This is a genomic window from Paraburkholderia sp. SIMBA_053 (assembly GCF_046534895.1).
In the GTDB taxonomy this organism is placed as follows: Bacteria; Pseudomonadota; Gammaproteobacteria; order Burkholderiales; family Burkholderiaceae; genus Paraburkholderia; species Paraburkholderia caledonica.
In genome coordinates, this window is sequence record NZ_JAWRXU010000012.1 from 46,015 (window position 1) to 68,037 (window position 22,023).

Genomic DNA, 22,023 nt, shown 5'->3' on the forward strand with positions numbered 1-22,023 from the left:
GAACGAGGACACCGCCGCGCGTCCGCGCGGCGGCCTTGAAACGCGCCTGCCCTACAGACGCGCTCTACTGTCAGAGCTCCGAGGAGGCAAGCCGGCTGCGGGCGCGATATTCGGTTGGCGATAGCGCCATGCGCTTGCGGAAGATCTTTGCAAGGCGGTCGCCGTTGCCGGTGCCGCTGCGCCGCGCGATCTTGTCGACCGGCAGTTCGGTTTCAGTGAGGAAGTTGCAAGCAATCCGCAGACGCACCTGCAACAGGTAGTCGGACGGTGTGACGTGCATCTCATGCTTGAAACGACGCAGGAAATTGCGCTCACTCATCGCGGCGACCTGGGCTGCGTCGGCAACCGACACCGGACGGTCGCAGTTCGCTTCCATCCAGCGCGCGGCCGCGCGGATTTTTTCCGCCACGCTCAGCGTGCCGCCCTCGGCGGGCAGCGGAACCCACGTCGCAGCCATGCCAGGCATCACGCGTTCGGCAACGCTGCGCGCCAGTTCTGCGCCTAGATCGCGCTTGATGAACATCAGCGCGCTGCGGGCGCAGTCATTGCGATCGTTGGACGCGCTGAGGATAGCGTCCGCCCCGCCGCGGCCATAGCGGCCGATTTGCAGCGCCTCCGGGTCGCCCGGATTGGCCGCCTCCAGCACGAGCCGCCCTTCGCCGATGGTTTCGATCGCACGAGTGCGTGCCTGCACCGAGCGCAGCCAGCCGAGCAGGCGCTGGTCGCGGGCCGCCTCATGCGCGCCGTGACCGCCGGCAATGAAAAGGACGTCGAAGCCGGTTCCATAGCGCGTGTCGATACGATCGGTCCAGATGCGCGCGGCCGACGAACTGGGCACGCTGCCGCCGTCGAGCGACAGGAACTGCACTTCATACGGCGGCTCTTCGCCTGGGCGCGTACCGGAAAGTTCGTTCGCGGTCTGGAACATTTCGACGACCGTACCGGGGCCAAGCAACCAGAAGCCGTCGAACAACAGCACACCAATTCGCCGCGCCGCTGTGCGCACATTGACAGCGGGCGTGTGTAACCAGGTAACCCTCGCGGAATCGACGTGGATGTGGGACATGGTCTTCCTCAAAATGTCTACGTGGTTGGACGAGGACGCGCGTTACTCCGACGATATGGATCAACTGATAATCGCTATTCAACATCGGTGAACGCCGCTTCACGCATTATCAGCGATGTTAGCCGAATGAATCCCGTTAGTAAATTTGAAAACAACGGAATTAGCCAGGCATTTAACGTCTGACGAAAATTATTCTCATTTGATGCAAGTAATAATTAGCCGACGCGTGAATCCGGAGCGGAAAAACCTACCGCGCGCCGCCGCCGAGCCCTGCGAGCCGCGGCTGAGCGGGACCGCAGCCCGCCTCGCTTTCCCCGTGGAATGCCGTGTGCATACGCCCGGCGGCGTGTGCGGCATTGGAGAGCTATCAAAACGTTTCAAAGCTGAACACACCGGCGCACCGCAATGGCCCTTTTAATTGGATTTGTTATTCGCACATTCGGAATGTGCCTTGTCAGCCGTGGTAATTAGCCCGCAACGATTCTAATCGAGCGATTATTCGTTTATGCGAACGTTTTAAAATCGCAAAAAATGTTTCATTTATGAAACATGATCTGTTTATTCTTCAGATTAATCGGCGCCACTGTCGAGCGGTTCCTTGCGTGAAACGCTAATTCTTCAGAAGATTGGGAATCGTGTGATGCTTCCCGTTCGCGTACGCAGGGAAGCCGGCGCGCGGCTCGCCTCGAACGGCGAGCCGCGTCGCAATGCTTAAAGGGTCAGCTCGAATGACTTTGCGAGGATGCCCGGCAATTGCATGCCGCCCGTCGCCCGCTCGCCCCACGTCCCATCGCTCAGAAGCAATTCGGCGTGCGCGCCGATCTGTTCGAGTTCGCTGCCAAGCAGGCGATACAGGCTGTCGTCGAACCGCATGGCTTCGAGCGGCGCGGCGATCTCTCCGTTCTCCACCCAGAAGGTCGCGAAGCGCGTCATGCCGGTGAGCCGGCAATTCATCCGGTCCGAAAAGTTCACGTACCACAAGTTGCCGATGTAAAGCCCGGTGCCCAGTTGCGCAAGCACGTCCTCGTCCATCAGGTCGCCAGGCTGCATGGCGAGCGACGCCGGCGATTCTTCGGCGAGCGCGCCGTTGGGCGTCCAGCCGTATTCCCTTGCGCTGCGTGCATTGGTCAGTTGCCCGGCACTGCGGCCCGCTGTGATCAGCGCAACGCTGTCGCGCAAGTAGCCGTCGTCGTTGAAGCCCGGTGTGATGCCAAGGCCGAGGTCTTCGCTGAGCGTGACGCGACGATCCAGCGCGATCTCGCCCACGTGCAGCTTGTACAACTCGCTGCGCGAACTGGCCTGCGCGCGTGCCGAAAAACCGCGCCACGCCGTTACGCCCAATAGCTCCGCAAGTGCGGCTGGAGCGAGCCATGCGCGATAGCGTCCAAGCGCGAGCGCACGAGGCGCGCGAGCAAGCACCGCGAGACGCGTGGCAGCCTGTTCCACTTTGCCGGCGAAGACCGCATCGCTCCAGTCGTCGCCGGCATATGTGGTCTTGATTGCCCGACCGCTCGGGTCATAGAGCGACCAGCTGAAATTGAAGTTGTCGACTTCGTACCAGCCGCGGCTGCCACGCGTCGACGCGAAGCCGCGCACAATGGTGCCGCCCGCATAAAAGCCCACGAAATCGAGGCCGCGCGCGCATTCGGCGACGACGCGCAACAAGCCGTGCGGATCCGGCAATCTGCCCGACCGCCGCGTGGTGCGCTGCCATGCGGATGTATCGAACAGCAGGTGCGGATCGTCGGCGGCATCGCGCAGACCCTCGCGCAACGTGGCCAGCGCGGCGCGCACTTCGTCGATGTCCTGCTCCAGCTCGCCGCACACCGTCAACGTTGAATACGCCTGACGCGCGCCGTCAATCAGACGCAAGGTCAGCTTGCCTTGCGAGACGGTGCCGCTTTGCCGCACTTTGCCCGCGTTGAAGCGAATGAAGTCGGACTGCTCGCCGGCAAAAGAACTGAGCGTGGTTTCGCCGCGTTGCTGCAGACGCTCGATCGCATCGGCGAGCGAGGTGAAGTGCCGTTGCCAGTCCACGGCATGCGCGGCGCGCGGTGACATGAAGTCGCTCATCACGCGCCTCCGAACACGTCGACACTGCTGAACACGCAAGCGGGCGACGCGTGGCCCACGCGAATGATCTGCGCCGGTTCTCCCTTGCCGCACATCGACGTGCCATACACTTCGCGCGTGTCGGCGTTGCCGACCGCGCTCAAGCTGCGCCAGAAATTCGCGGAAATGCCGCGATAGTTCGGCTGCTTGACGATCTGCGTGAGCTTGCCGTTCTCGATCAGTTGCCCGAATTCGCAGCCGAACTGGAATTTGTTGCGATGATCGTCAATCGACCAGGACGTGTTGGTGCGCATCAGAATGCCGTGTTCGATGTTGCCGATCATCTCGTCGAGCGAACTGTCGCCCGGCTCGATATTCAGGTTCGCCATGCGGTCGATGGGCGGCCGGTTCCAGTTCGACGCACGCGAATTTGCAACACCCGGCATGCCCGCGCGTTGCTGCGAGAGCGCGCCGCCAAGCGGCCGCTCCAGCACGCCGTTGCGAATCAGATATTCCTTGTGCGCTTCGGAGCCGTCGTCGTCGAATGCGTAGGCTGCAGCTTCTTCGCGCAACTCCGGGTCGAAAGTCACGTTCAGCAGTTCGGAGCCGTAGCGGTAAGAGCCGAACATGTCGGGCTTCACGAAGCTCCAGCCGGCGAAATTGCGCTCGTCGCCGAGAATCCGGTCGAGTTCCAGCGGATGGCCAATCGACTCGTGAATCTGCAGCATCATCTGATCGGGCATCAGCAGAAGGTCGCGCTTGCCCGACGGGCAATTTGGCGCGGCGAGCAATTGCAGCGCCTCGGCGGCGACGCGCGGGCCGCAGCCGTCGAAACCGAAGCGCGCCAGCACGTCCATGCCGCCCTGTCCGAGCGTGCCGTAGTTGCCGCCGAGTGTGCGCACTTGCGTGTCGCCGTTCGCATGCGCGGCCACGCTCAACTGCGGCATCACGAAGCGGAACCGCTGATCGATACGCACGCCGTCGCCGGTCATATAAAGCTGATCGGTGTGAATGATCTGCATCGCGGCCACGCGCTCGACGATGCGCGAATCCAGCTTCGCCGCCGCGCATTCGGCGCCGAGCCGGTCGATCCATTCGGCGCGGCCCGGCAGCGTGTGCTGGGCATTCGGCGACACGTACTCGCCACTCGCCGACGGACGCGCCACTTCGCGATGATCGATCAACGATAATGCCGCGCTCGCCTCGGCGCGTGCGGTGGCGAGATCGAGCGCCTGCTGCAAGCCCGCCGCCGACAGATTCGCCGTCGCCGCGTAGCCGGCGCCCGCACCGACCCACGCGATGAGCATCGCGCCACGATCGCGCACGGTGCGCAGCGGTTGCGCGATATCGTTACGAACCTCGTGATCGTCGATCCGTTCGTCGACAATGCGCAGCGACCAGAACTCCGCGCGGCTCTTAAGCGACCGGGCGGCCTGCGCCCAGCGTTCGTCAATCATTCACGCTCCTTGGAGTTTGCGCGGAATCCGGCCGCGCCATCAGCAGCGACGAGGCCAGAAGCGATCGTGTATAGGGATGCGACGGCGCATGCAAAACTTCGAGCGTATCACCGGCCTCGACGACCCGCCCGGACTTCATGACGATCACACGGTGCGCCATGGCCCGCATCACCGCGAGATCGTGCGTGATCAGAAGGTAGCTTAGCTTGCGCGTTTTCTGTAAATGTACCAGCAGAGCGAGCACCTGCTGCTGGATCGACACGTCGAGCGCGCTCGTCGGTTCATCGAGCACCAGAAGTTCCGGTTCCACTGCAAGCGCCCGCGCAATCGCAATCCGTTGACGCTGCCCGCCGGAAAACTCGTGCGGATAACGCGGCATCGCGTCGGCGGGCAGCCCCACTTCCTCCAGCAGACCGGCAACGCGTGCACGCCTCGCCTTTGCGTCGATCTCGGGCCGATGCACGGCAAGACCTTCACCGACGATCTGCTCCACCGTCATGCGCGGCGACAGCGAGCCGAACGGGTCCTGGAACACCACCTGCATGCGCGAGTACAACGCACGCCGCGAAGCAGCCGTCTTCAACACCGACAACGGCATGCCGTCGATATGCACATGACCCGCAGCAGCCCTGTTCAAACCGAGCACGGTTGCCGCGAGCGTCGATTTTCCCGATCCCGATTCGCCTGCAATGCCGAGGGTTTCGCCGCGCCGCACGCTCAAATCGACGTCATGCACCGCGCGAAACGTGGAGCGGCCGAACAGCGATCGCCAACCTTTGGCGGGCGTGCTGTAGTCGACGGAAAGCCCCTGCACTTCGAGCAGACGGCGCGCGCCTTTTTCGAGCGGCGCTATGGAGCGGCGCGGCTCGCTGTCGAGCAAACGCTGCGTGTACGGATGCCGCGGATCGTCGAACAACGCTTGCGTCGTATTCGTTTCGACCAGCACGCCCTTCTCCATCACCGCGACGCGCTGGGCGAAACGCCTGACGAGATTCAGATCGTGCGTGATCAGCAATACCGCCATGCCGCGCTCGGCGGCTTCCTGTTCCTGGAGTTCGATCAACAGGTCGACGATCTGCTGGCGCACGGTCACGTCGAGCGCGGTAGTGGGCTCGTCGGCGAGCAGCAGGCGCGGTCGGCACGCGAGCGCCATCGCGATCATCGCGCGCTGGCGCTGGCCGCCTGACAACTGATGCGGAAAACTGTCGATGCGGCGCTCCGGCTCCGGAATGCCCGTGCGCCTGAGCAACTCGATGCCGCACGAGCGTGCCGCATTCGGCCGCAAGCCCTCGTGCAGGCGCACGCTTTCCGCGATCTGCTTGCCGATCGTAAAAAGCGGATTGAGCGCGGTCATGGGTTCCTGAAACACCATGGCCACGTCCGCGCCGCGCAGCCCGCGCATCTGCTGCTCGGTCTTGCTCAACAGGTCTTCACCGTCGAGCAGAATGCGTCCGCTCAAATGCGCGTGGTCGACGAGCCGCAGAATGGACAACGCGGTGACGCTCTTTCCCGAGCCCGATTCGCCGACGAGCGCAACACGCTCGCCACACGCGATGGAAAGATTAAGATCGCGCACCGCGAGCTTGTCGCCGAAACGTGCGGAAAAGCGCTCGATATCCAGCAGCGGCCGGTCGTTCGACGTGACGCTCATCGCGGCGCCCCCCCGAATGCGGAACCGCGCGAACGCGTGTCGAGCGCATTGCGCAGCGCGTCGCCGATAAAAGTCAGCAGCAGCAACGTGACCACGAGCGCGGCGAACGCCGACACCGAAATCCACCAGGCGTCCAGATTGTTTTTACCCTCCTGCAATAACTCGCCGAGGCTCGGCGTCGGCGGCGGCACACCGAGCCCGAGAAAATCGAGGCTGGTCAGCGACAGGATCGCCGCGCTCATCCGGAAAGGCAGGAACGTGATCACTGGCGTGAGACTGTTCGGCAACACATGACGCCAGATGATCTGCCCGTTCGACAGGCCCATCGTGCGTGCGGCTTTGACATAGTCGAGCGAACGGTTGCGCAGGAACTCCGCGCGAACGTAGTCGGACAGCACGAGCCAGCCGAACATCGACAGAAGAATGAACAGCAGCCACAGCGTCGGCTCGAAGATCGACGCGAAGATGATGAGCAGATACAGGTCGGGCATCGAACTCCATATCTCGATCAGACGCTGGCCGATCAGATCGGTGCGCCCGCCGTAAAAGCCCTGTACCGCGCCCGCCGCTACGCCGATCAGCACGCCGGAGACCGTGAGCGCGATCGCCATCGACACCGACAGCCTGAAGCCGTAAAGAAGCCGCGCGAGCACGTCCCGCCCGTATTGATCGGTGCCGAGCCAGTTCGACGACGTGGGCGGCGCCGGATACGGATGCGCGGCGAAATAGTCGATCGTGTCGTAGTGAAAGTGGTTCGGCGGATAGACCGCGAAGTTGCCGTTCGCCTCCAGCCGCGAGCGAATATACGGATCGAGGTAATTCGCGCGCGCCGGAAAATCGCCGCCGAAAAGCGTCTCCGGATAGTCCTTTACGATCGGGAAATAGTAATGCCCGTCATAGCGGACAACGAGCGGCCGGTCATTCGACAGCACCTCGCCGAGCAGGCTGAGAACGAACAGCGAAGCGAGGATCATGAGGCTCCAGTAGCCCAGACGCTGCTGCCGGAAGCGCAGCCACGTGCGCCGCCACGGAGACGGCACTAAGCCGCGTGGCGCGGCGGACGCGTCATCGGTCAAGCCGGTTGAACTGGATACGCGGGTCGACGAGGACATAGCAGACGTCAGCAATGAGTTTGGTTACAAGGGCGATCAACGTGAAGAGAAAGAGCGAGCCCAGCACGACCGGGTAATCGCGGCGAATCACGGAGTCGTATGAGAGCTGGCCCATGCCGTCGAGTGAAAACAAAGTCTCGATCAGCAGATTGCCGTTCAGGAACGCGCCGACGAACGCCGCCGGCAATCCGGTCAGCAGCGGAATCGCCGCGTTGCGCAGCACGTGTTTCCACAACACGTCGCGCTGGGTTGCGCCCTTTGCACGCGCGGTCAGCACATACTGACGGCCGATCTCTTCGAGAAACGTGTTCTTGGTGAGGATCGTGACGACCGCAAAATTGCCGACCACCGAGGCCGTGACTGGCAGCACGATGTGCCACAGATAATCGAGCAGCTTGCCGAATGTGCTCAGCTCACCGAAGTTATCCGATGTGAGACCGCGCATGGGGAATACCTGCCAGAAGGTGCCGCCGCCGAACAGCATCAGCAGCAAAACGCCCAGCACGAAGCCGGGAATCGCGTAGCCCGCGAGCACGAGCACGCTCGTCACAGTGTCGAAACGCGAGCCGTTGCGCACCGCCTTGGCGATGCCGAGCGGCACCGAAACCAGATAGGTGAGCAGCACCGTCCAGAGCCCGAGCGTGATCGACACCGGAAGCTTCGAGCGGATCACGTCCCATACTCTTGCGTGCTGATAGTAGGACTGCCCGAGGTCGAAGCTCGCGTAGTGTTCGAGCATCAGCACATAGCGCTCGAGCGGCGGCTTGTCGAATCCGAACTGCTTCTTGATCTGCTCGATCTGCTGCGGATCGACACCCTGACTGCCGTGATAACCGCCGCCGCCCGCCCCCGCGTCTCCGCCACGGCCAGTGCCGTGGCGGAGTTGCGTCATCACCTGCTCGACCGGCCCACCCGGCACGAACTGCGTGACGATGAAAGTCAGCGTGACGACACCGAGCAAGGTCGGCACCATCAACAGCAATCGTCTGAAAATGTACGCAAGCATGGCGTTTCCGATGAACTCAATGTGACGCGGCCGGCCGTCTGGCGAACCAGTAGTCGATAACCCAATCCTCGTACTGGTACGAGGCTGGCACGATCTCCGGATAACCGAGCGTGGTCTTGTAGCCAATGCGCGCGCCCGGCGCGTAATACTCGGGCACGAGGTAATAGGAGTTGATCAGCACGCGGTCGAGTGCGCGGGTTGCCGCCTGCAGATCGTCGAGCGTGGTCGCGGCGAGCGCGGCATGGATCAGCGAGTCGACTGCGGGCGAGCGAATCCCCGGGTAATTCTCCGAGCCCACCTGCGAGGCCGCCGCGCTGCCGAAGCGGCGTGCGAGTTCCACACCGGGAATGGTGACCGGCGGATAGATATACGTGGTCATGTCGAACTCGAAGTTGTCGATCCGCTTCTGATACAACGCACTGTCGATCTGGCGCAGATGCGCCTCTATTCCGAGGTTCGCCAGCGCCTGCATATACGGAAGAATCAGCCGGTCCATGCCGGGCTGATCGTCGATGATCTCGATCTTCATCGGCGTACCGTTGGCGTCGCGCAACGCGCCGTCGCGATAGTGCCAGCCGGCTTGCGCGAGCAGATCGCGCGCCACGCGCAGATTACCGCGCAGCGAATTCGGCGGCAGCGTGTCGGGCGGCTTCACCATCGGGCCGAACACTTCAGGCGGCAGACTCGCGCGGTACGGTTCGAGCAGCGCGAGTTCCTTCGCGTCCGGCATGCCGCTCGCACCGAACGGGCTCGCAGCGAAATAGCTGCCGGTGCGCCGATACTGGCCGTAGAACATCATCCGGTTCATCCAGTCGTAATCGAACGCCATGGTCAACGCATGGCGCACCCGCACGTCCCGGAACATCGGCTTGCGCAGATTGATCAGCATGCCTTGCATCTGCGCGGGGCCGTCTGCGAAATTGCCTTTCTTCAACACACCGTTGTCGAAGTTCTTGCCCACGTACTTGCGCGCCCATTGCGTCGCGCTGTATTCGACAATCGCATCGGCGTCGCCGGCCTTGAAGGCTTCGAGTTGCGTGTAGTGGTCGCGATACAGCTTGAACGTGATATGCGCAAAGCGGTACATGCCGCGCCTCGACGGCAGGTCCGCCGCCCAATACGCCGGATTGCGCCTGTACGCGATCTCCTTGTCGTTCTTGCGCGATTCGACCAGATACGGGCCGCTCGAAACCGGCACCTCGTTCGCGATCTGGTCGAACGGCGCGCGCGTGCCGTCGGCGCGCATTCCCCATTTCGGCGAGAACACCGGCAGATCTCCCGCAATCAGCGGCGCGCCGCGCTCGGCATGCCTGAATTCAAAGCGCACGGTGGCCCGATCGACCACGACCGCGCGTTTGATCACCGCGAATTGCGCATTGAACATCGGCGACGCCTGCGGGCTCGTTAACGTGTCGAACGAATATTTGACGTCGGCTGCGGTAATCGGATCGCCGTTCGAGAAGCGAGCGGCCGGATCGATGTGAAACGTCGCCGACGACAGATCGGGCGCGACTTCCACGTCGTCCGCAATCAACGGATACTCCGACGCAAGCTCGTCCCAGCTTCGCTGCATGAGCGTGTCGAACATCAGGTGCAGCACGTCCGGCGCGGGTGCGCCACGCACGAGGAACGGATTCATCGAATCGTAGGTCTGCAACTCGTTGTAGTTCTGGAAGCTGAGCGTGCCGTCCGCGGGCGCGGTGGGATCGGCGTAGTCGAAGTGGGTGAAGTTCGCCGGATATCGGGGCTCGTCGTATTGCGATATCGATGGCCTCGCGTGCGCGGATGGCATGCCCAATGTGAGACCGAGGCCGAGCACGACGGCGCGCGCCCACAGCGAGGCCACGCTCGAGCCCGGCCGCGGCAGATATGCGAGCATGCGCAACGCGCGCGGCCAGCGAAACTTCACAGGTCTCATTTATTCCAAACGCTGAAAGGTCGCGCGCCGGCTGCGAGCCGGCGCGCGGTACGTCGAATCGCGCGAGGATGGTTCTGGCCATCGCCCGCGCTCCCTTCTCCACTGCGGTTGCGACCTTACTGGTCGTCGTCGCTCGGTGCGGTCTTGAACGAGAACGCAACCTCGCCAACGTACGGCTCGGCATTCTTCTCGCAACGGTACGATCTGGCCGCAGTGATGACCGCGTCGTTGAAGACCGAGGTCGGCGGTGTCACGCGCACGATCTTTACGTCGCTGACGCTGCCGTCGGGACTGATCGACAGATGTGCAATTACCGTCGCCGACAGTCCCTCTTGCAACGCGCGGCGCGGAATCTGCGGCTGCACGGCCTGGCAGTGACCGCGTCCGTCGACCACGCCGTGCAACGCCGGCGGCGCCACCGGCGCGGGCGGAGCGGCAGGCGCCGTGGCTGGACCCGGCGTCGCATTCGCCGTGGCGAGCGCGGGCGCATTCGCGCTTGGATTCGCAGCGGGCGCGATGTTCGCGGGTTTGGGCGTCGCCGACGGCATCGCCGGGGGCGGCTTCGGCGCCGGTTGCGGCTTGGGTTGCTGCTGTTTAGGCGGCGGTTTTACCGGCGTCGGCGCGGGCGGCGGCTCGAGCTTTTTCACCTCGGGCGGAGGCGGCGGTGGCGGCGGCGCCATCGTCACTTCCATGATCTTGCGCGGCGCGGGCGGCTCCTGCCTGAAGCTCACCTGCGAGAGCCCCGCGACGATCAGCAATTCGACGACGAGCGCGGCAGCCAGCGCAGTCTTCATGGACATGCGGCCATGATGCGCCGGATTGGACGACGCCCAGAGCGCGCCGCTCAGGCGGCTTTGCGGGTCTTTCATGTCGAGTACCGGAGAGCTCATGTCGTCGGATTGGTGGCGAGTGCAACCGAGCTGATGCCCGCCGCGCGCACGAGGTCCATCACCTTGACGATGTTCTTGTAGCTCGTGCCCTCGTCGCCCGCGATCGCCACGTCGACCTTCTTCGAATCATGCACGAGCCCTTGCAGATGCGCGGTCAGCTCTGCGGGCGTGACCGGCTTCGCGTCGAGATAAATCTCGTCGGTCTTCGTGACGCCGATCGACACCTTGACCGTCTGCTGCAACTGCTCCGCCGTGCTCGATTGCGGCAGATCGAGCTTGATGCCCGCGCCCTGAATCATCTTCAGCGTGGCAAGCATGAAGAACACGAGCAGGAACATCATGATGTCGATCATCGGAATGATCTCGATGCGCGCCTTCTCTTCCGCGCCCAGGTAATGGCTGCGATGGTTACGCATGATCCTTCTCCTTGGAAGCGGATGTTCAGGCGGCGAACCGCGACACGAGCAGCGACTTGATCAGATCGAACTGATTGACCGTCATCCGGATACGCTTGTTGAAGTAGTTCAGGAAGATCACGCAGATAATGGCGATCGTCAGGCCGCACGCGGTAGCCGTGAGCGCGTGGCCGATCCCGCCCGTCACGCCGTTCGGATTCGCGGTGCCGCTCGTGCCGAGCACGTTGAACGACTCGACCATGCCGATGATCGTGCCGAGCAGGCCGAGCAGCGGCCCGAGCGTCACCGCCGTGTCGAGAATCCACAGATTGCGGTCGAGGCGCGGCATCTGGAACATGATGGTTTCCTCCAGTTCGCGCTCCACCACCGCTTCGGGTTTGCCTTGCACCTTCAGCGCACTTTTGACCAGTTCGCCCTGCACGGTTGCTTTGTAGTGCTCGGCGACTTTCTGTGCATCGGACAGATTGGCCGGCTCGACCATCTTCAGATCATGTTCGAGCGTCTTGCCCGCCTTGACCGCTCGCGAGAAGAACATGAAACGCTCGACGATGATCGAGATGCCCAGCAGGAAGATGAAGGCCAGAACGGGAATCAGGCCCATCGATTGAACTGAATAGTTGATAAGGGTATTGAGCACGGGGAACTCCAGTTGCGTCTCTAACAAAGTTGGGCCGCTTCGGTCCCGAAGACGGGAGCCGAAGCAGCCGACCGACTAAACAGACTGCTTTTCAAAAACAGACATCGAGGACTTAGAAGCGGTACGTCGCGCCGACCTGGAAGAAGCGGCCGATGTTGGTGTAAAGCGACTGGTCGTAGCCGGTGATATCCGGTGTGGCCTGCCACTCGACGTCGAACGGCGGTTTGCGATCGAAGATGTTGTTGATGCCGCCGTAGATGGTCCAGTGCTTGAAGCCGCGATACGTGGCCATCAGGTTGAACTGGCTGTACGACGCCACCGACAACGTGCCGCCGTCGCCGAATTCGGACGCCACCGCATTCGTGTAAGGGCCCGTGTACTGCCACGTGAGCGTGGTCGTGAACTTGCGATAGTCCCAGCTCAGGCTCGTGTTGCCCTTCCAGCGCGGGTTGCTCGCGCCGAACGGTTGCAGCAGCGCAAGGTTGTTACCCGCGAAGTCCTGCGTCGGTGCGCCGGGGCTGTTCAGCTTGAAGTGCCACACATAGGCCCAGTCGCCGGCGAGCGTGAACGTGCCGTACTTCGTGCCGACCGACTTGCGGAAGTTCATGTCGAAGCCGTCGGTGTCGAGCGAGCCGAGATTGACGAACTGCTCCTTGATGTAGGCGACCGTGCCGTCCGCATTGCGAATCACCGTCGACGGGTCGTTCGCGTTCATCACCGCATTCGGATCGTTGGTGCCGATCACGCCGTCGATGTGAATCTTGTAGAACGCTGCGCCGATATCGGTCGACGAATCCGGCGAGAGCTGGAAGCCGATGTTGTAGTTCTTCGTATGCTCGGGCTGCAGGTTCGGATTGCCATTGACCTGTTCAGTCGTAAAGCGCTTGGTCGACGAACCGCTCGGATCGTTCGGATCGACCAGGTTCTGGTGCGCAAGATAGGTTGCCTGCGAGTTTTCCACGAGCGTAGGCGCACGGAAACCGCGGCTATACGACGCAAATGCCGTGAGCGCCTGCACCGGCTGGAAGCGCAGCGCAAAGCTCGGCGAGAACGCGCCGCCGAAGTCGCTGTAGTGGTCGTAACGGCCCGCCTGCGTGAACGTCAGATTGCGGATGATCGGAATGTCGACCTGGTAGTACACCGCGGCCACGTTGCGCTCGCCGTCGACCGTCTGCACGTTGGCCGGCGCGGTGATGCCCTGCACAGTGTACGTGCGCGAATTGATCAGCGAACTCTCGTGGCGGAATTCCGTACCGAAGCCCACGCCGACCGGCCCGCCCGGCAAGTTGAACAGATTGCCGGTCGAGGTTTTCGCCGTCACGCTGTCGAGCTTCGAGATAGCCTGCTCGTAGTCGTTCTGGAACACGCCGTTCAGCCCGTTAGGCGTGGCCGACGGATTCGCGAAGTCGTACACGCCGTTCTGCAGAATGTTCTCGACACCCGCGACGTTCAACATGTTTCTGTAGGTCGTGTCCACGGTGCTTTGCGAATGACCGTAGTCCGCAGACCAGTCCCAGTCGCCGAACTTCTGCGTGGTGAACGAGCCCTTCACGCCGGTCATCGCGCGCCAGAAGGTGGAGACCGTATCCGCTGAAATAGTGTTGGGGAACGTGTAGTTGATCTGCGCCGGTGCGCCGAACGGGTTGTACGGATTGGTCCCCGGAACGGTGCGCGACAGCGGCAGCGCGGAACCGGTGGCCGGATTGTAGGCGTTGGTTATGCTTGAAAGTGCCGCGGGGCCTTCGTTCTGCACGGTTTCGTTGCGGCTCACCCATAGGTCCGCGTAGGCCTGCACGTCGTCATTGATCTTGAAGGTGCCGCGCACCTTTGCGTTCAAACGCGTTGTAGACGGAACCAGCGAGGTCGTGCTCGCGGGATTCGATTTACACTCCGCGCCGCCGTCCGCCGACACGCTGCCGGGCGGGCATGGGTTGAGCGCGGTCTTGGTGCCGTCAGGAGCCGTCCAGTACGACTGCTGGTTCGGCCCGAGCGGGCCTGCAAGGCCGCCGGGGAACTGGCTGAAGTCCTGGTTGGCCGTCATCGAACGATCGGCGAGCGAGGAACCGGTGTCGCGGTAATAGCTCGCCGCAGCCGTTACGTTGAAGCGGTCGGAATTCAGATCGCCGAAGCCGCCGAGCACGCCGAAGTTGCCCTGCGCATCGCCCGGATGCTGCGCCTTGCCCAGTTGGCCGTCGAACTGCAAGCCCTGGAAGTTCTTCTTCGTGATGATGTTGACCACGCCGGCAATCGCGTCCGAGCCGTACACCGACACGGCGCCCGTCTTCACGATGTCGATGTGATCCACCATATTGAGCGGGATCGAGTTGACGTCGAAGAACGTGTCGGTGAAGTTCACCGCCTTGCCGTAATTGGCGACGCGCTGTCCGTCCACCAGAACCAGCGTGTACTTTTCGCTCAGGCCGCGCAACGCGATGCCCCCACCGCCTTGCGCCGAGCTGTTCATGGTCGTTTGGCCCCAACTGCTGCCCGAGTTGGCGGACGTGCCGCGCAGAAAATCAGCCACGGTCGTGTAACCGCTCTGCTCGATTTCCTTCGGCGTGATGGTTTGCACCTCGGTATTGCCGACCTTATCCGACGTGCGGATCAGCGAGCCGGTAACTTCCACGCGCTGCATCTTCGTTACGTTGCCCGAGTCCGTCGCTGTCGGAGTGGCTTCCGACGTCGTAGTGGCCGCGGTATTGCCGGTCGTCGCCGGCTGGCTTTGTGCAAACGCCGGTGCGGCCATAGCCGCCGACAAGGCGAGTTCTGCCCAAAGCATCCTTTTAATGGCCAACGCCAATGCCCTTTGTTTCATTTTCCCCTTCTCACTTGTCAGTAAGACCACACCTGTTGTGCAAAGAAAAGCCTTATGAACTTCCCTGCCCTTTTTACGACGACGGCGCACCACGCTTTACCGAATATGCCCAGCATTAGTGCAAATAAGTCCAAAACGATTAAATTGCGTTTAATCCAATCACTTTGCGAAAGGCGATACGAATCCAATTCAATCGATTGAATTGGACTACTAATTTACTAACAGAAATGAAAGCTTTTCTATTTCGTGCAATGTTCATGTCGAGGTGAACCAGCCCGCTTTCGCGGCACGCCATTTTCGGCGCGGCTCGGCACATTCACTGAGACACAAACACTTTGGATGCCTAACTTTTAATCAACCCGCCAGCGTTCTGCCGAGGGCACTTCCGGTGCGAGATTGCTTCTGCCCAGCTGATCCGTCAGTGAGTTGAAAGATTCACTGACTGGGGAACACTATTGCCACAGACCCGCCTGCGCGCAAGGCTCAGCTCAAATTGCGTTGCATGTCATGCGGTGGCAGAAACATAGCAAGTCAGAATCACGTAGTCAAAATTTGTTTGATATAAGCAAATATTGTTTCGCGCACCACACCCACTGCTCGTCCGGCCGCTATGTCGCAAAGCTGGACCACGCCTCGAGGCGTCACGGCAAGCGATTAAGCATTTCGAGCGCGAGCGGAAGCGGCGGCCGAATTACGGACGCTTGACTTTCAAACAGGCTGGAAAAGCGTGAAGAAGAGCCCGGTGCGCGTGTCCCACCAACGCACCAAGCGTTATGAAACACTCAATGGACAGGGACAATAACAAATCAAAATCGGTCGTCAAACTTTTTTTGATGGCATTGTTTCAATCTGGCACTGCCGGCCTTTTAGACGGGACGTTCTAAAGTTATCCGAATTTGCCCGTGTGCCAACCCGGCTTGCGATATCCGACGACGTGACAGTGCACTAAACAAAACATTGTCTCGAACTAAACATGCTCTAGTGGAATGGAAAGGGCCCGCATCGCCTGGTCGGCAATGCGGGCCCTCTCTTTTGCTACGCGACTCGAAGTTTCCGCTACCCGTTGGTGCCTTCGCCCGCTTCGACTTGCGCAGCGCGAGCGCCGCCATGTGCAGTACGGTCGAGCACAGGCTTCAACGCTGCGCCGGTGTGGCTCGCGCGAACCTGCACGATTCCTTCGGGGTCCGTAGCAGCGACGACTGTCCCGCCACCCACACCGCCTTCGGGACCGAGGTCGATGATCCAGTCTGCCTCGGCGATCACATCGAGGTCATGCTCGATCACCACGACGCTATGGCCGCCGTCAGCGAGACGATGCAGCACGCGAATCAACTTGGCGACGTCGGCCATATGCAGGCCAACCGTCGGCTCGTCGAGCACATACAACGTATGCGGCGGTTTTTGACCGCGCCGCGTAATGTCGTCGCGCACCTTGCTCAACTCCGTGACGAGTTTGATGCGCTGCGCCTCTCCGCCCGACAAGGTAGGCGATGGCTGACCGAGCGTGAGGTAACCGAGCCCCACGTCTTTCATCAACTGCAGAGGATGGGCAATGTTCGAGATCGGCGCAAAGAACTCGACAGCCTCGTCGATTTCCATGGTGAGCACGTCGCCGATATTCTTGCCCCGCCATGTCACTGCGAGCGTTTCCGGGTTGAAGCGCTGCCCGTGGCAGACATCGCATGGCACCTTTACGTCCGGCAGGAAGCTCATGCCGATGGTGCGCACGCCTTGCCCTTCGCAAGCTGGGCAGCGGCCCTCGCCTGTGTTGAACGAGAAGCGCGATGCCGTGTAGCCCCGCGCGCGAGCTTCGAGCGTGCCGGCAAACAGCTTGCGAATTGCGTCCCACACGCCGATGTACGTTGCGGGACACGAGCGCGGCGTCTTGCCGATTGGCGTCTGATCGACTTCCAGCACGCGGTCGATGCTTTCCCAACCCGTAATCGAGTCGCAGCCCTGCCACGCATGCGTGACGTTCAGCGGAGCACGTGGCGCGGTGCGCGCGAGCACGCTCGAACGGCGGTTCGCGGCGGGCTTCTCTTCTGCCGCCGCTCGCGCCCGACGCGTAGCCGGCGACGACAACACCGAGCGCCCAACTGCGTCGAGCAGATTCGCCATGAGCACGTCACGCGCAAGCGTGGACTTGCCCGAGCCGCTGACACCCGTCACCGCGACGAGCCGCGAGAGCGGAATGCCCACGGTGACGTTGCGCAGATTGTGCAGTCTGCCGCCGTGCACGGTCAGCCAGTTCTCGGGCACCGCCGCCGCGCGCTTGCCTGGCGCGACGACTTTGCGACGCGGCTGTAGCGGATGCACGATGGGCGTCGCGAGAAACTGCCCCGTCAGCGATTCGGGCTGCGCGGACAGATCCGCCACGCTGCCCTGCGCGATCAGCGTGCCGCCGCGCTTGCCGGCGCCCGGCCCGATGTCGATGATGTGATCGGCCCGCCGGATCGTGTCTTCGTCGTGTTCGACGACCACGAGCGTATTGCCCTTGTCGCCAAGCTTGCGCAGCGCGTTCAGCAGGATCTGATTGTCGCGTGGATGCAGGCCGATGGTCGGCTCGTCCAGCACATAGCAGACGCCTTGCAGGTTGCTGCCCAGTTGCGCGGCGAGGCGAATGCGCTGCGCCTCGCCGCCCGACAGGCTCGGCGCTGCCCGGTCGAGGCTCAGATAACCGAGACCGACCTCTTCGAGAAACTGCAAACGGCTGCCGATCTCGCTGACTACGTCGCGCGCGATCTCAGCGTCGCGGCCTGTCATGTGCAAACCGTCGATCCACGCGCGCGTATCCGACACGGTCCATTGCGCGACGTCGGTAATGGCTTGCGCGTCGAACGTGACGGCGCGCGCCGTGGGATTCAAACGCGTGCCCACGCAATCCGGACACGGTTCGTCGACGAGACCTTCGGGTTCCTGCTCTTCCGACGGCAAACTCTGTTCGCGGCCACGATGGTCGTCTACGACGATCGTGTCATCGTACGCGGCGCGTTGCTCGCGTGTGAGCGCGAGCCCCGTGCCCACACAGGTCGTGCACCAGCCGTGCTTGCTGTTATACGAGAACATGCGCGGATCGAGCTCGGGGTAGCTCGTGCCGCAAACCGGACACGCCCGCTTGGTGGAGAGCACCTTGACCGCGCCGAGCTTCGCGGTGGGCTGCCCGCCGTTTATTGCGTCATGCAGACCGTCGAGCGGCGCGAGCAGATGCATCACACCCTTGCCGACTTCCAACGTCTGATCGAGCGCGTGCCGCAGTTCCGCTTCGTTGTCCGCCGACACGATCAGGTCGGCGACCGGCAATTCAATAGTGTGCTCACGGAAGCGGTCGAGCTTCGGCCACGGGTCCACCGGCACGAATTCGCCGTCCACCCGCAGATGTGTATTGCCCCGCGCTTTTGCCCACTTCGCGAGATCGGTGTACACGCCTTTGCGGTTGACCACGAGCGGAGCGAGGAAGCCGACGTGCTGCCCCTTATGGTCACGCAGCAATTGCGCGGCGATGGACTCGACGCTTTGCGACGTAACCGGTGTGCCGTCATGAATGCAATGCTGCAAACCGAGCTTCACATACAGCAGGCGCAGGAAATGCCACACCTCGGACGTGGTCGCCACCGTACTCTTGCGGCCGCCGCGCGACAGACGCTGTTCGATCGCGACCGTCGGCGGGATGCCGTACACGGCGTCGACCTCAGGCCGGCCTGCGGGCTGCACGATGGAACGCGCGTACGCATTGAGCGATTCGAGGTAGCGGCGTTGCCCTTCGTGGAAAAGAATGTCGAACGCGAGCGTCGACTTGCCCGACCCCGACACACCGGTGATGACATTGAACTTGCCATGCGGAATGTCGACGTCCAGCGCTTTCAGGTTGTGCTCGCGCGCGTTGACGATGCGTACCACGTCTTCGCCTTCGATTGCACGGCGCGCGCGCGCCGCGCTCAGTGCCTTCTGCAACGGAATGCCTTGCGATGCCTCCTCGGCAGGCTGCGCAGCCGCGCTCATTGCGCGGTCGTAGTGCAACAGCGCTTCGCCGGTATGCGATTCGGGGCAGCCCTTGACGTCTTCCGGGGTGCCGGCGCACAACACGCGGCCACCGCCGTCGCCGCCTTCTGGACCGAGGTCGATGATCCAGTCTGCCGCGCGAATCACGTCGAGATTGTGCTCGATCACGATCAGCGAATGACCGCTTGCCAGCAGCTTGCCGAAAGCCTGCATCAGCTTGGCAATATCGTCGAAATGCAGGCCGGTGGTCGGCTCGTCGAACATGAAAAGCCGTTTGGCGACTGCCTGCTTCGCCCCGCGCGCGGTGGGCGCCTGCGCGGATTCAGCGAGAAAGCCCGCGAGTTTGAGCCGCTGCGCCTCGCCGCCCGACAACGTGGGCACCGGCTGGCCGAGCTTCACGTATTCGAGGCCCACGTCGACGATAGGCTGCAGCACGCGCAATACTTCGGCATCCTTCGAAAAATAGGCGGCGGCTTCGCTGACGGTCAGTTCGAGCACGTCTGCGATGCTCGACGCACGGGCGGGTTCGCCGCGCTCGATCTTCACTTCGAGCAGTTCGGCGCGATAACGGCGGCCGTCGCAGTCCGGACAGCGCAAATACACGTCGCTCAAGAACTGCATTTCGATATGTTCGAAGCCCGAACCGCCGCACGTCGGGCAGCGCCCGTCGCCGGAATTGAAGCTGAACATGCCCGGGCCATAGCCGCGTTGTTGCGCAAGCGGCGCCTTCGCGAACAGCTTGCGGATCTCGTCGAACGCGCCGACGTAGCTCGCCGGATTGGAGCGTGCAGTCTTGCCGATAGGCGACTGGTCGACGAACACGACGTCGGTCACCTGGTCCGCGCCGGTGAGGCTGCGAAATGCACCGGGTGACTCGGTGGCGAGACCGAAGTGCCGCGCCATGGCCGGGTACAGCACGTCTTGCAGCAACGTGGATTTGCCGGAGCCCGACACACCCGTTACGCAGACGAGCCGTTGCAGCGGAATCTCCACCGTCACGTCGCGCAAATTATGTTCGGTCGCGCCTTCGAGCACGATGCGAGGCGTGCTCGCGTCGACCGGGCGCTGCGACCAGTGCGCCGCGTCCGCCACGTGCCGGCGGCCGCCGAGATATTCGCCGGTGAGCGTGCCCGACGAGCGGATGGCCTCGGGCACACCGTCGTAAATGATCGAGCCGCCCCGCTCGCCCGGCCCCGGACCCATGTCGATCAGGCGATCCGCCGCCAGCATGACCGACGGATCGTGTTCGACAACCACCAGCGTATTGCCCGCGTCACGCAGGCGATGCATGGCTTCGACGATACGGTTCAGATCGCGCGGATGCAGGCCGATACTCGGTTCGTCGAGCACGAACAGCGTTTTCGTGAGCGACGTGCCGAGCGCCGTGGTGAGATTGATCCGCTGCACTTCGCCGCCCGACAGCGTGCGGCTTTGGCGGTCGAGGGTCAGGTAGCCGAGCCCTACGTCGCACAGGTATTTGAGGCGTGTGCGCACTTCCGCGAGCAGCAGCTTGAGCGCGTCGTCGAGCAAAGCGCTCGGCAAACTGATTTCGTCGAAGAAGCGGCGGATGCGCTCGATCGGCATCAGCATCAGATCGTGCACGGTGAGACCGGGCAACGCTTCGAGCTGAGCGCGGTTCCATTCGACGCCGCGCGGCATGAAGCGCTGTGCGGGCGTCAGCACGTCGTCGGCGTTCTTCTTGCTGCCGAGGCGCCAAAGCAGCGATTCCGTTTTCAGGCGCGCGCCGCCGCAGGTTTCGCATGGCGTGTAGCTGCGGTATTTCGACAGCAGCACGCGGATATGCATCTTGTACGCTTTCGATTCGAGATATTCGAAAAAGCGTTTGACGCCGTACCAATGGCTTTGCCACTTGCCGTTCCAGTCAGGCGAGCCGTTGATCACCCAGTCGCGCTCGGCGTCCGTGAGTTCGCCCCACGGCGTGCCGCGGCGTATGTCGGCCTTCGCCGCGTAGCGCATCAGATCGTCCTGACACTCCTTCCACGCCGGCGTTTGCATGGGCTTGATCGCGCCGTCGCGCAGCGTCTTGCGCGCGTCTGGGATCACGAGCCCCAGGTCGACGCCGATCACGCGGCCAAACCCGCGACAGACCTCGCACGCGCCGTAGGCCGAGTTGAACGAGAACAGCGCCGGTTGCGGATCGGCGTAGCGCAGATCGCTCTCCGGGCTGTGCAGTCCTGTGGAGAAACGCCAGATTTGCGGCTCGGCTTGCTGTGCCTCAGGCGGCTGCTGGACCTCGGAAGCCGGCGGCAGCACGTAGATATTCACGCGCCCGCCGCCGCGCTTGAGCGACGCTTCGATCGCCTCGACAACGCGCTGCTTGTCCGCCTGGCGCAGGCGGAAACGGTCGGCGACGACGTCCAGCAGTTTGCGTCTGCCGGTAGGCGACTCGACCTCGCGCTGCGCCTGCACACGCGTGTAGCCGCTTGCCGACAGCCATTGCTCCACTTCCTGCTCGGACGCCGACTCCGGCAACTCGACCGGGAACGTGACGACAAGCCGCGGATCGTCCTTTTCCGTGCGTTCGAGCAGCTCGGCATAGATCGTTTCAGGCGTGTCGTGACGCACCTGATGCGCCGTCTTGCGGTCGAACAGTTCGGCCGCGCGCGCGTAGAGCAGCTTCAGGTGGTCGTTGAGCTCCGTCATGGTGCCGACGGTGGAGCGCGAACTACGCACCGGATTGGTCTGGTCGATCGCGATGGCGGGCGGCACGCCGTCGACCCGGTCGACTTGCGGCCGGTCCATGCGATCAAGGAACTGCCGCGCGTACGCACTAAACGTTTCGACGTAGCGCCGCTGCCCTTCCGCGTAAAGCGTGTCGAACACGAGGCTCGACTTGCCGGACCCGGACGGGCCGGTAACGACCGTCATTTCGCCGGTTTTCACGTCGAGATCGACGTTTTTGAGGTTGTGCTGGCGCGCGCCGCGAATCTTGATGATGCCGTTGGATGACAATTTTTCGACCGTCTGAATGAGTGGGCCACCT

General features: G+C 62.7%; 12 protein-coding genes. All 12 read right to left on the reverse strand.

Features of this window, described 5'->3' with window-relative positions:
- Positions 1-70: 70 nt before the first annotated feature.
- A complete protein-coding gene (locus SB753_RS27105; RefSeq protein WP_027804932.1) occupies positions 71-1,066 on the reverse strand; it encodes a GlxA family transcriptional regulator in 996 nt (331 codons plus the stop codon).
- A 711-nt stretch (positions 1,067-1,777) separates the two neighbouring features.
- Positions 1,778-3,139 carry a metallopeptidase TldD-related protein gene (locus SB753_RS27110; RefSeq protein WP_410802778.1) on the reverse strand — a complete coding sequence of 454 codons (1,362 nt, stop codon included), beginning with the start codon at positions 3,137-3,139 and terminating at the stop codon, positions 1,778-1,780.
- Positions 3,139-4,575, reverse strand: a complete 1,437-nt coding sequence (locus tag SB753_RS27115) for a TldD/PmbA family protein (protein WP_410802780.1) — start codon at positions 4,573-4,575, stop codon at positions 3,139-3,141. Before SB753_RS27115 ends, SB753_RS27110 begins: the two co-directional genes overlap by 1 nt.
- Positions 4,568-6,226 (reverse strand): ABC transporter ATP-binding protein, encoded by a 1,659-nt coding sequence (locus tag SB753_RS27120; RefSeq protein ID WP_410802782.1) that lies wholly within the window; start codon positions 6,224-6,226, stop codon positions 4,568-4,570. The genes SB753_RS27115 and SB753_RS27120 overlap by 8 nt, the downstream gene beginning before the upstream one ends.
- Positions 6,223-7,338 carry an ABC transporter permease gene (locus SB753_RS27125; RefSeq protein ID WP_410802784.1) on the reverse strand — a complete coding sequence of 372 codons (1,116 nt, stop codon included), beginning with the start codon at positions 7,336-7,338 and terminating at the stop codon, positions 6,223-6,225. Before SB753_RS27125 ends, SB753_RS27120 begins: the two co-directional genes overlap by 4 nt.
- Positions 7,292-8,344 (reverse strand): microcin C ABC transporter permease YejB, encoded by a 1,053-nt coding sequence (locus SB753_RS27130; RefSeq protein ID WP_020069913.1) that lies wholly within the window; start codon positions 8,342-8,344, stop codon positions 7,292-7,294. The genes SB753_RS27125 and SB753_RS27130 overlap by 47 nt, the downstream gene beginning before the upstream one ends.
- A 16-nt stretch (positions 8,345-8,360) precedes the next feature.
- Positions 8,361-10,262: an extracellular solute-binding protein gene (locus tag SB753_RS27135; RefSeq protein WP_410802786.1), complete on the reverse strand. Its 1,902-nt coding sequence runs from the start codon at positions 10,260-10,262 to the stop codon at positions 8,361-8,363.
- A gap of 116 nt (positions 10,263-10,378) precedes the next feature.
- Positions 10,379-11,152: an energy transducer TonB gene (locus tag SB753_RS27140; RefSeq protein ID WP_310357982.1), complete on the reverse strand. Its 774-nt coding sequence runs from the start codon at positions 11,150-11,152 to the stop codon at positions 10,379-10,381.
- Positions 11,149-11,568: an ExbD/TolR family protein gene (locus SB753_RS27145; RefSeq protein ID WP_027777380.1), complete on the reverse strand. Its 420-nt coding sequence runs from the start codon at positions 11,566-11,568 to the stop codon at positions 11,149-11,151. The genes SB753_RS27140 and SB753_RS27145 overlap by 4 nt, the downstream gene beginning before the upstream one ends.
- 25 nt (positions 11,569-11,593) lie before the next feature.
- Complete coding sequence (locus tag SB753_RS27150) at positions 11,594-12,205, reverse strand: MotA/TolQ/ExbB proton channel family protein (protein WP_020069917.1); 612 nt, start codon at positions 12,203-12,205, stop codon at positions 11,594-11,596.
- Between the two features lie 112 nt (positions 12,206-12,317).
- Positions 12,318-15,020 carry a TonB-dependent receptor plug domain-containing protein gene (locus SB753_RS27155; RefSeq protein WP_088175097.1) on the reverse strand — a complete coding sequence of 901 codons (2,703 nt, stop codon included), beginning with the start codon at positions 15,018-15,020 and terminating at the stop codon, positions 12,318-12,320.
- 1,056 nt (positions 15,021-16,076) lie between these two features.
- Positions 16,077-21,992, reverse strand: a complete 5,916-nt coding sequence (gene uvrA, locus SB753_RS27160; RefSeq protein WP_410802906.1) for an excinuclease ABC subunit UvrA — start codon at positions 21,990-21,992, stop codon at positions 16,077-16,079.
- Positions 21,993-22,023: the final 31 nt, after the last annotated feature.

Bases quoted from the DNA above. Each gene is read 5' to 3' on its own strand.
- SB753_RS27105 (WP_027804932.1), bottom strand. From the start codon at position 1,066: ATGTCCCACATCCACGTCGATTCCGCGAGGGTTACCTGGTTACACACG.
- SB753_RS27110 (WP_410802778.1), bottom strand. From the start codon at position 3,139: ATGAGCGACTTCATGTCACCGCGCGCCGCGCATGCCGTGGACTGGCAA.
- SB753_RS27115 (WP_410802780.1), bottom strand. From the start codon at position 4,575: ATGATTGACGAACGCTGGGCGCAGGCCGCCCGGTCGCTTAAGAGCCGC.
- SB753_RS27120 (WP_410802782.1), bottom strand. From the start codon at position 6,226: ATGAGCGTCACGTCGAACGACCGGCCGCTGCTGGATATCGAGCGCTTT.
- SB753_RS27125 (WP_410802784.1), bottom strand. From the start codon at position 7,338: ATGTCCTCGTCGACCCGCGTATCCAGTTCAACCGGCTTGACCGATGAC.
- SB753_RS27130 (WP_020069913.1), bottom strand. From the start codon at position 8,344: ATGCTTGCGTACATTTTCAGACGATTGCTGTTGATGGTGCCGACCTTG.
- SB753_RS27135 (WP_410802786.1), bottom strand. From the start codon at position 10,262: ATGAGACCTGTGAAGTTTCGCTGGCCGCGCGCGTTGCGCATGCTCGCA.
- SB753_RS27140 (WP_310357982.1), bottom strand. From the start codon at position 11,152: ATGAGCTCTCCGGTACTCGACATGAAAGACCCGCAAAGCCGCCTGAGC.
- SB753_RS27145 (WP_027777380.1), bottom strand. From the start codon at position 11,568: ATGCGTAACCATCGCAGCCATTACCTGGGCGCGGAAGAGAAGGCGCGC.
- SB753_RS27155 (WP_088175097.1), bottom strand. From the start codon at position 15,020: ATGAAACAAAGGGCATTGGCGTTGGCCATTAAAAGGATGCTTTGGGCA.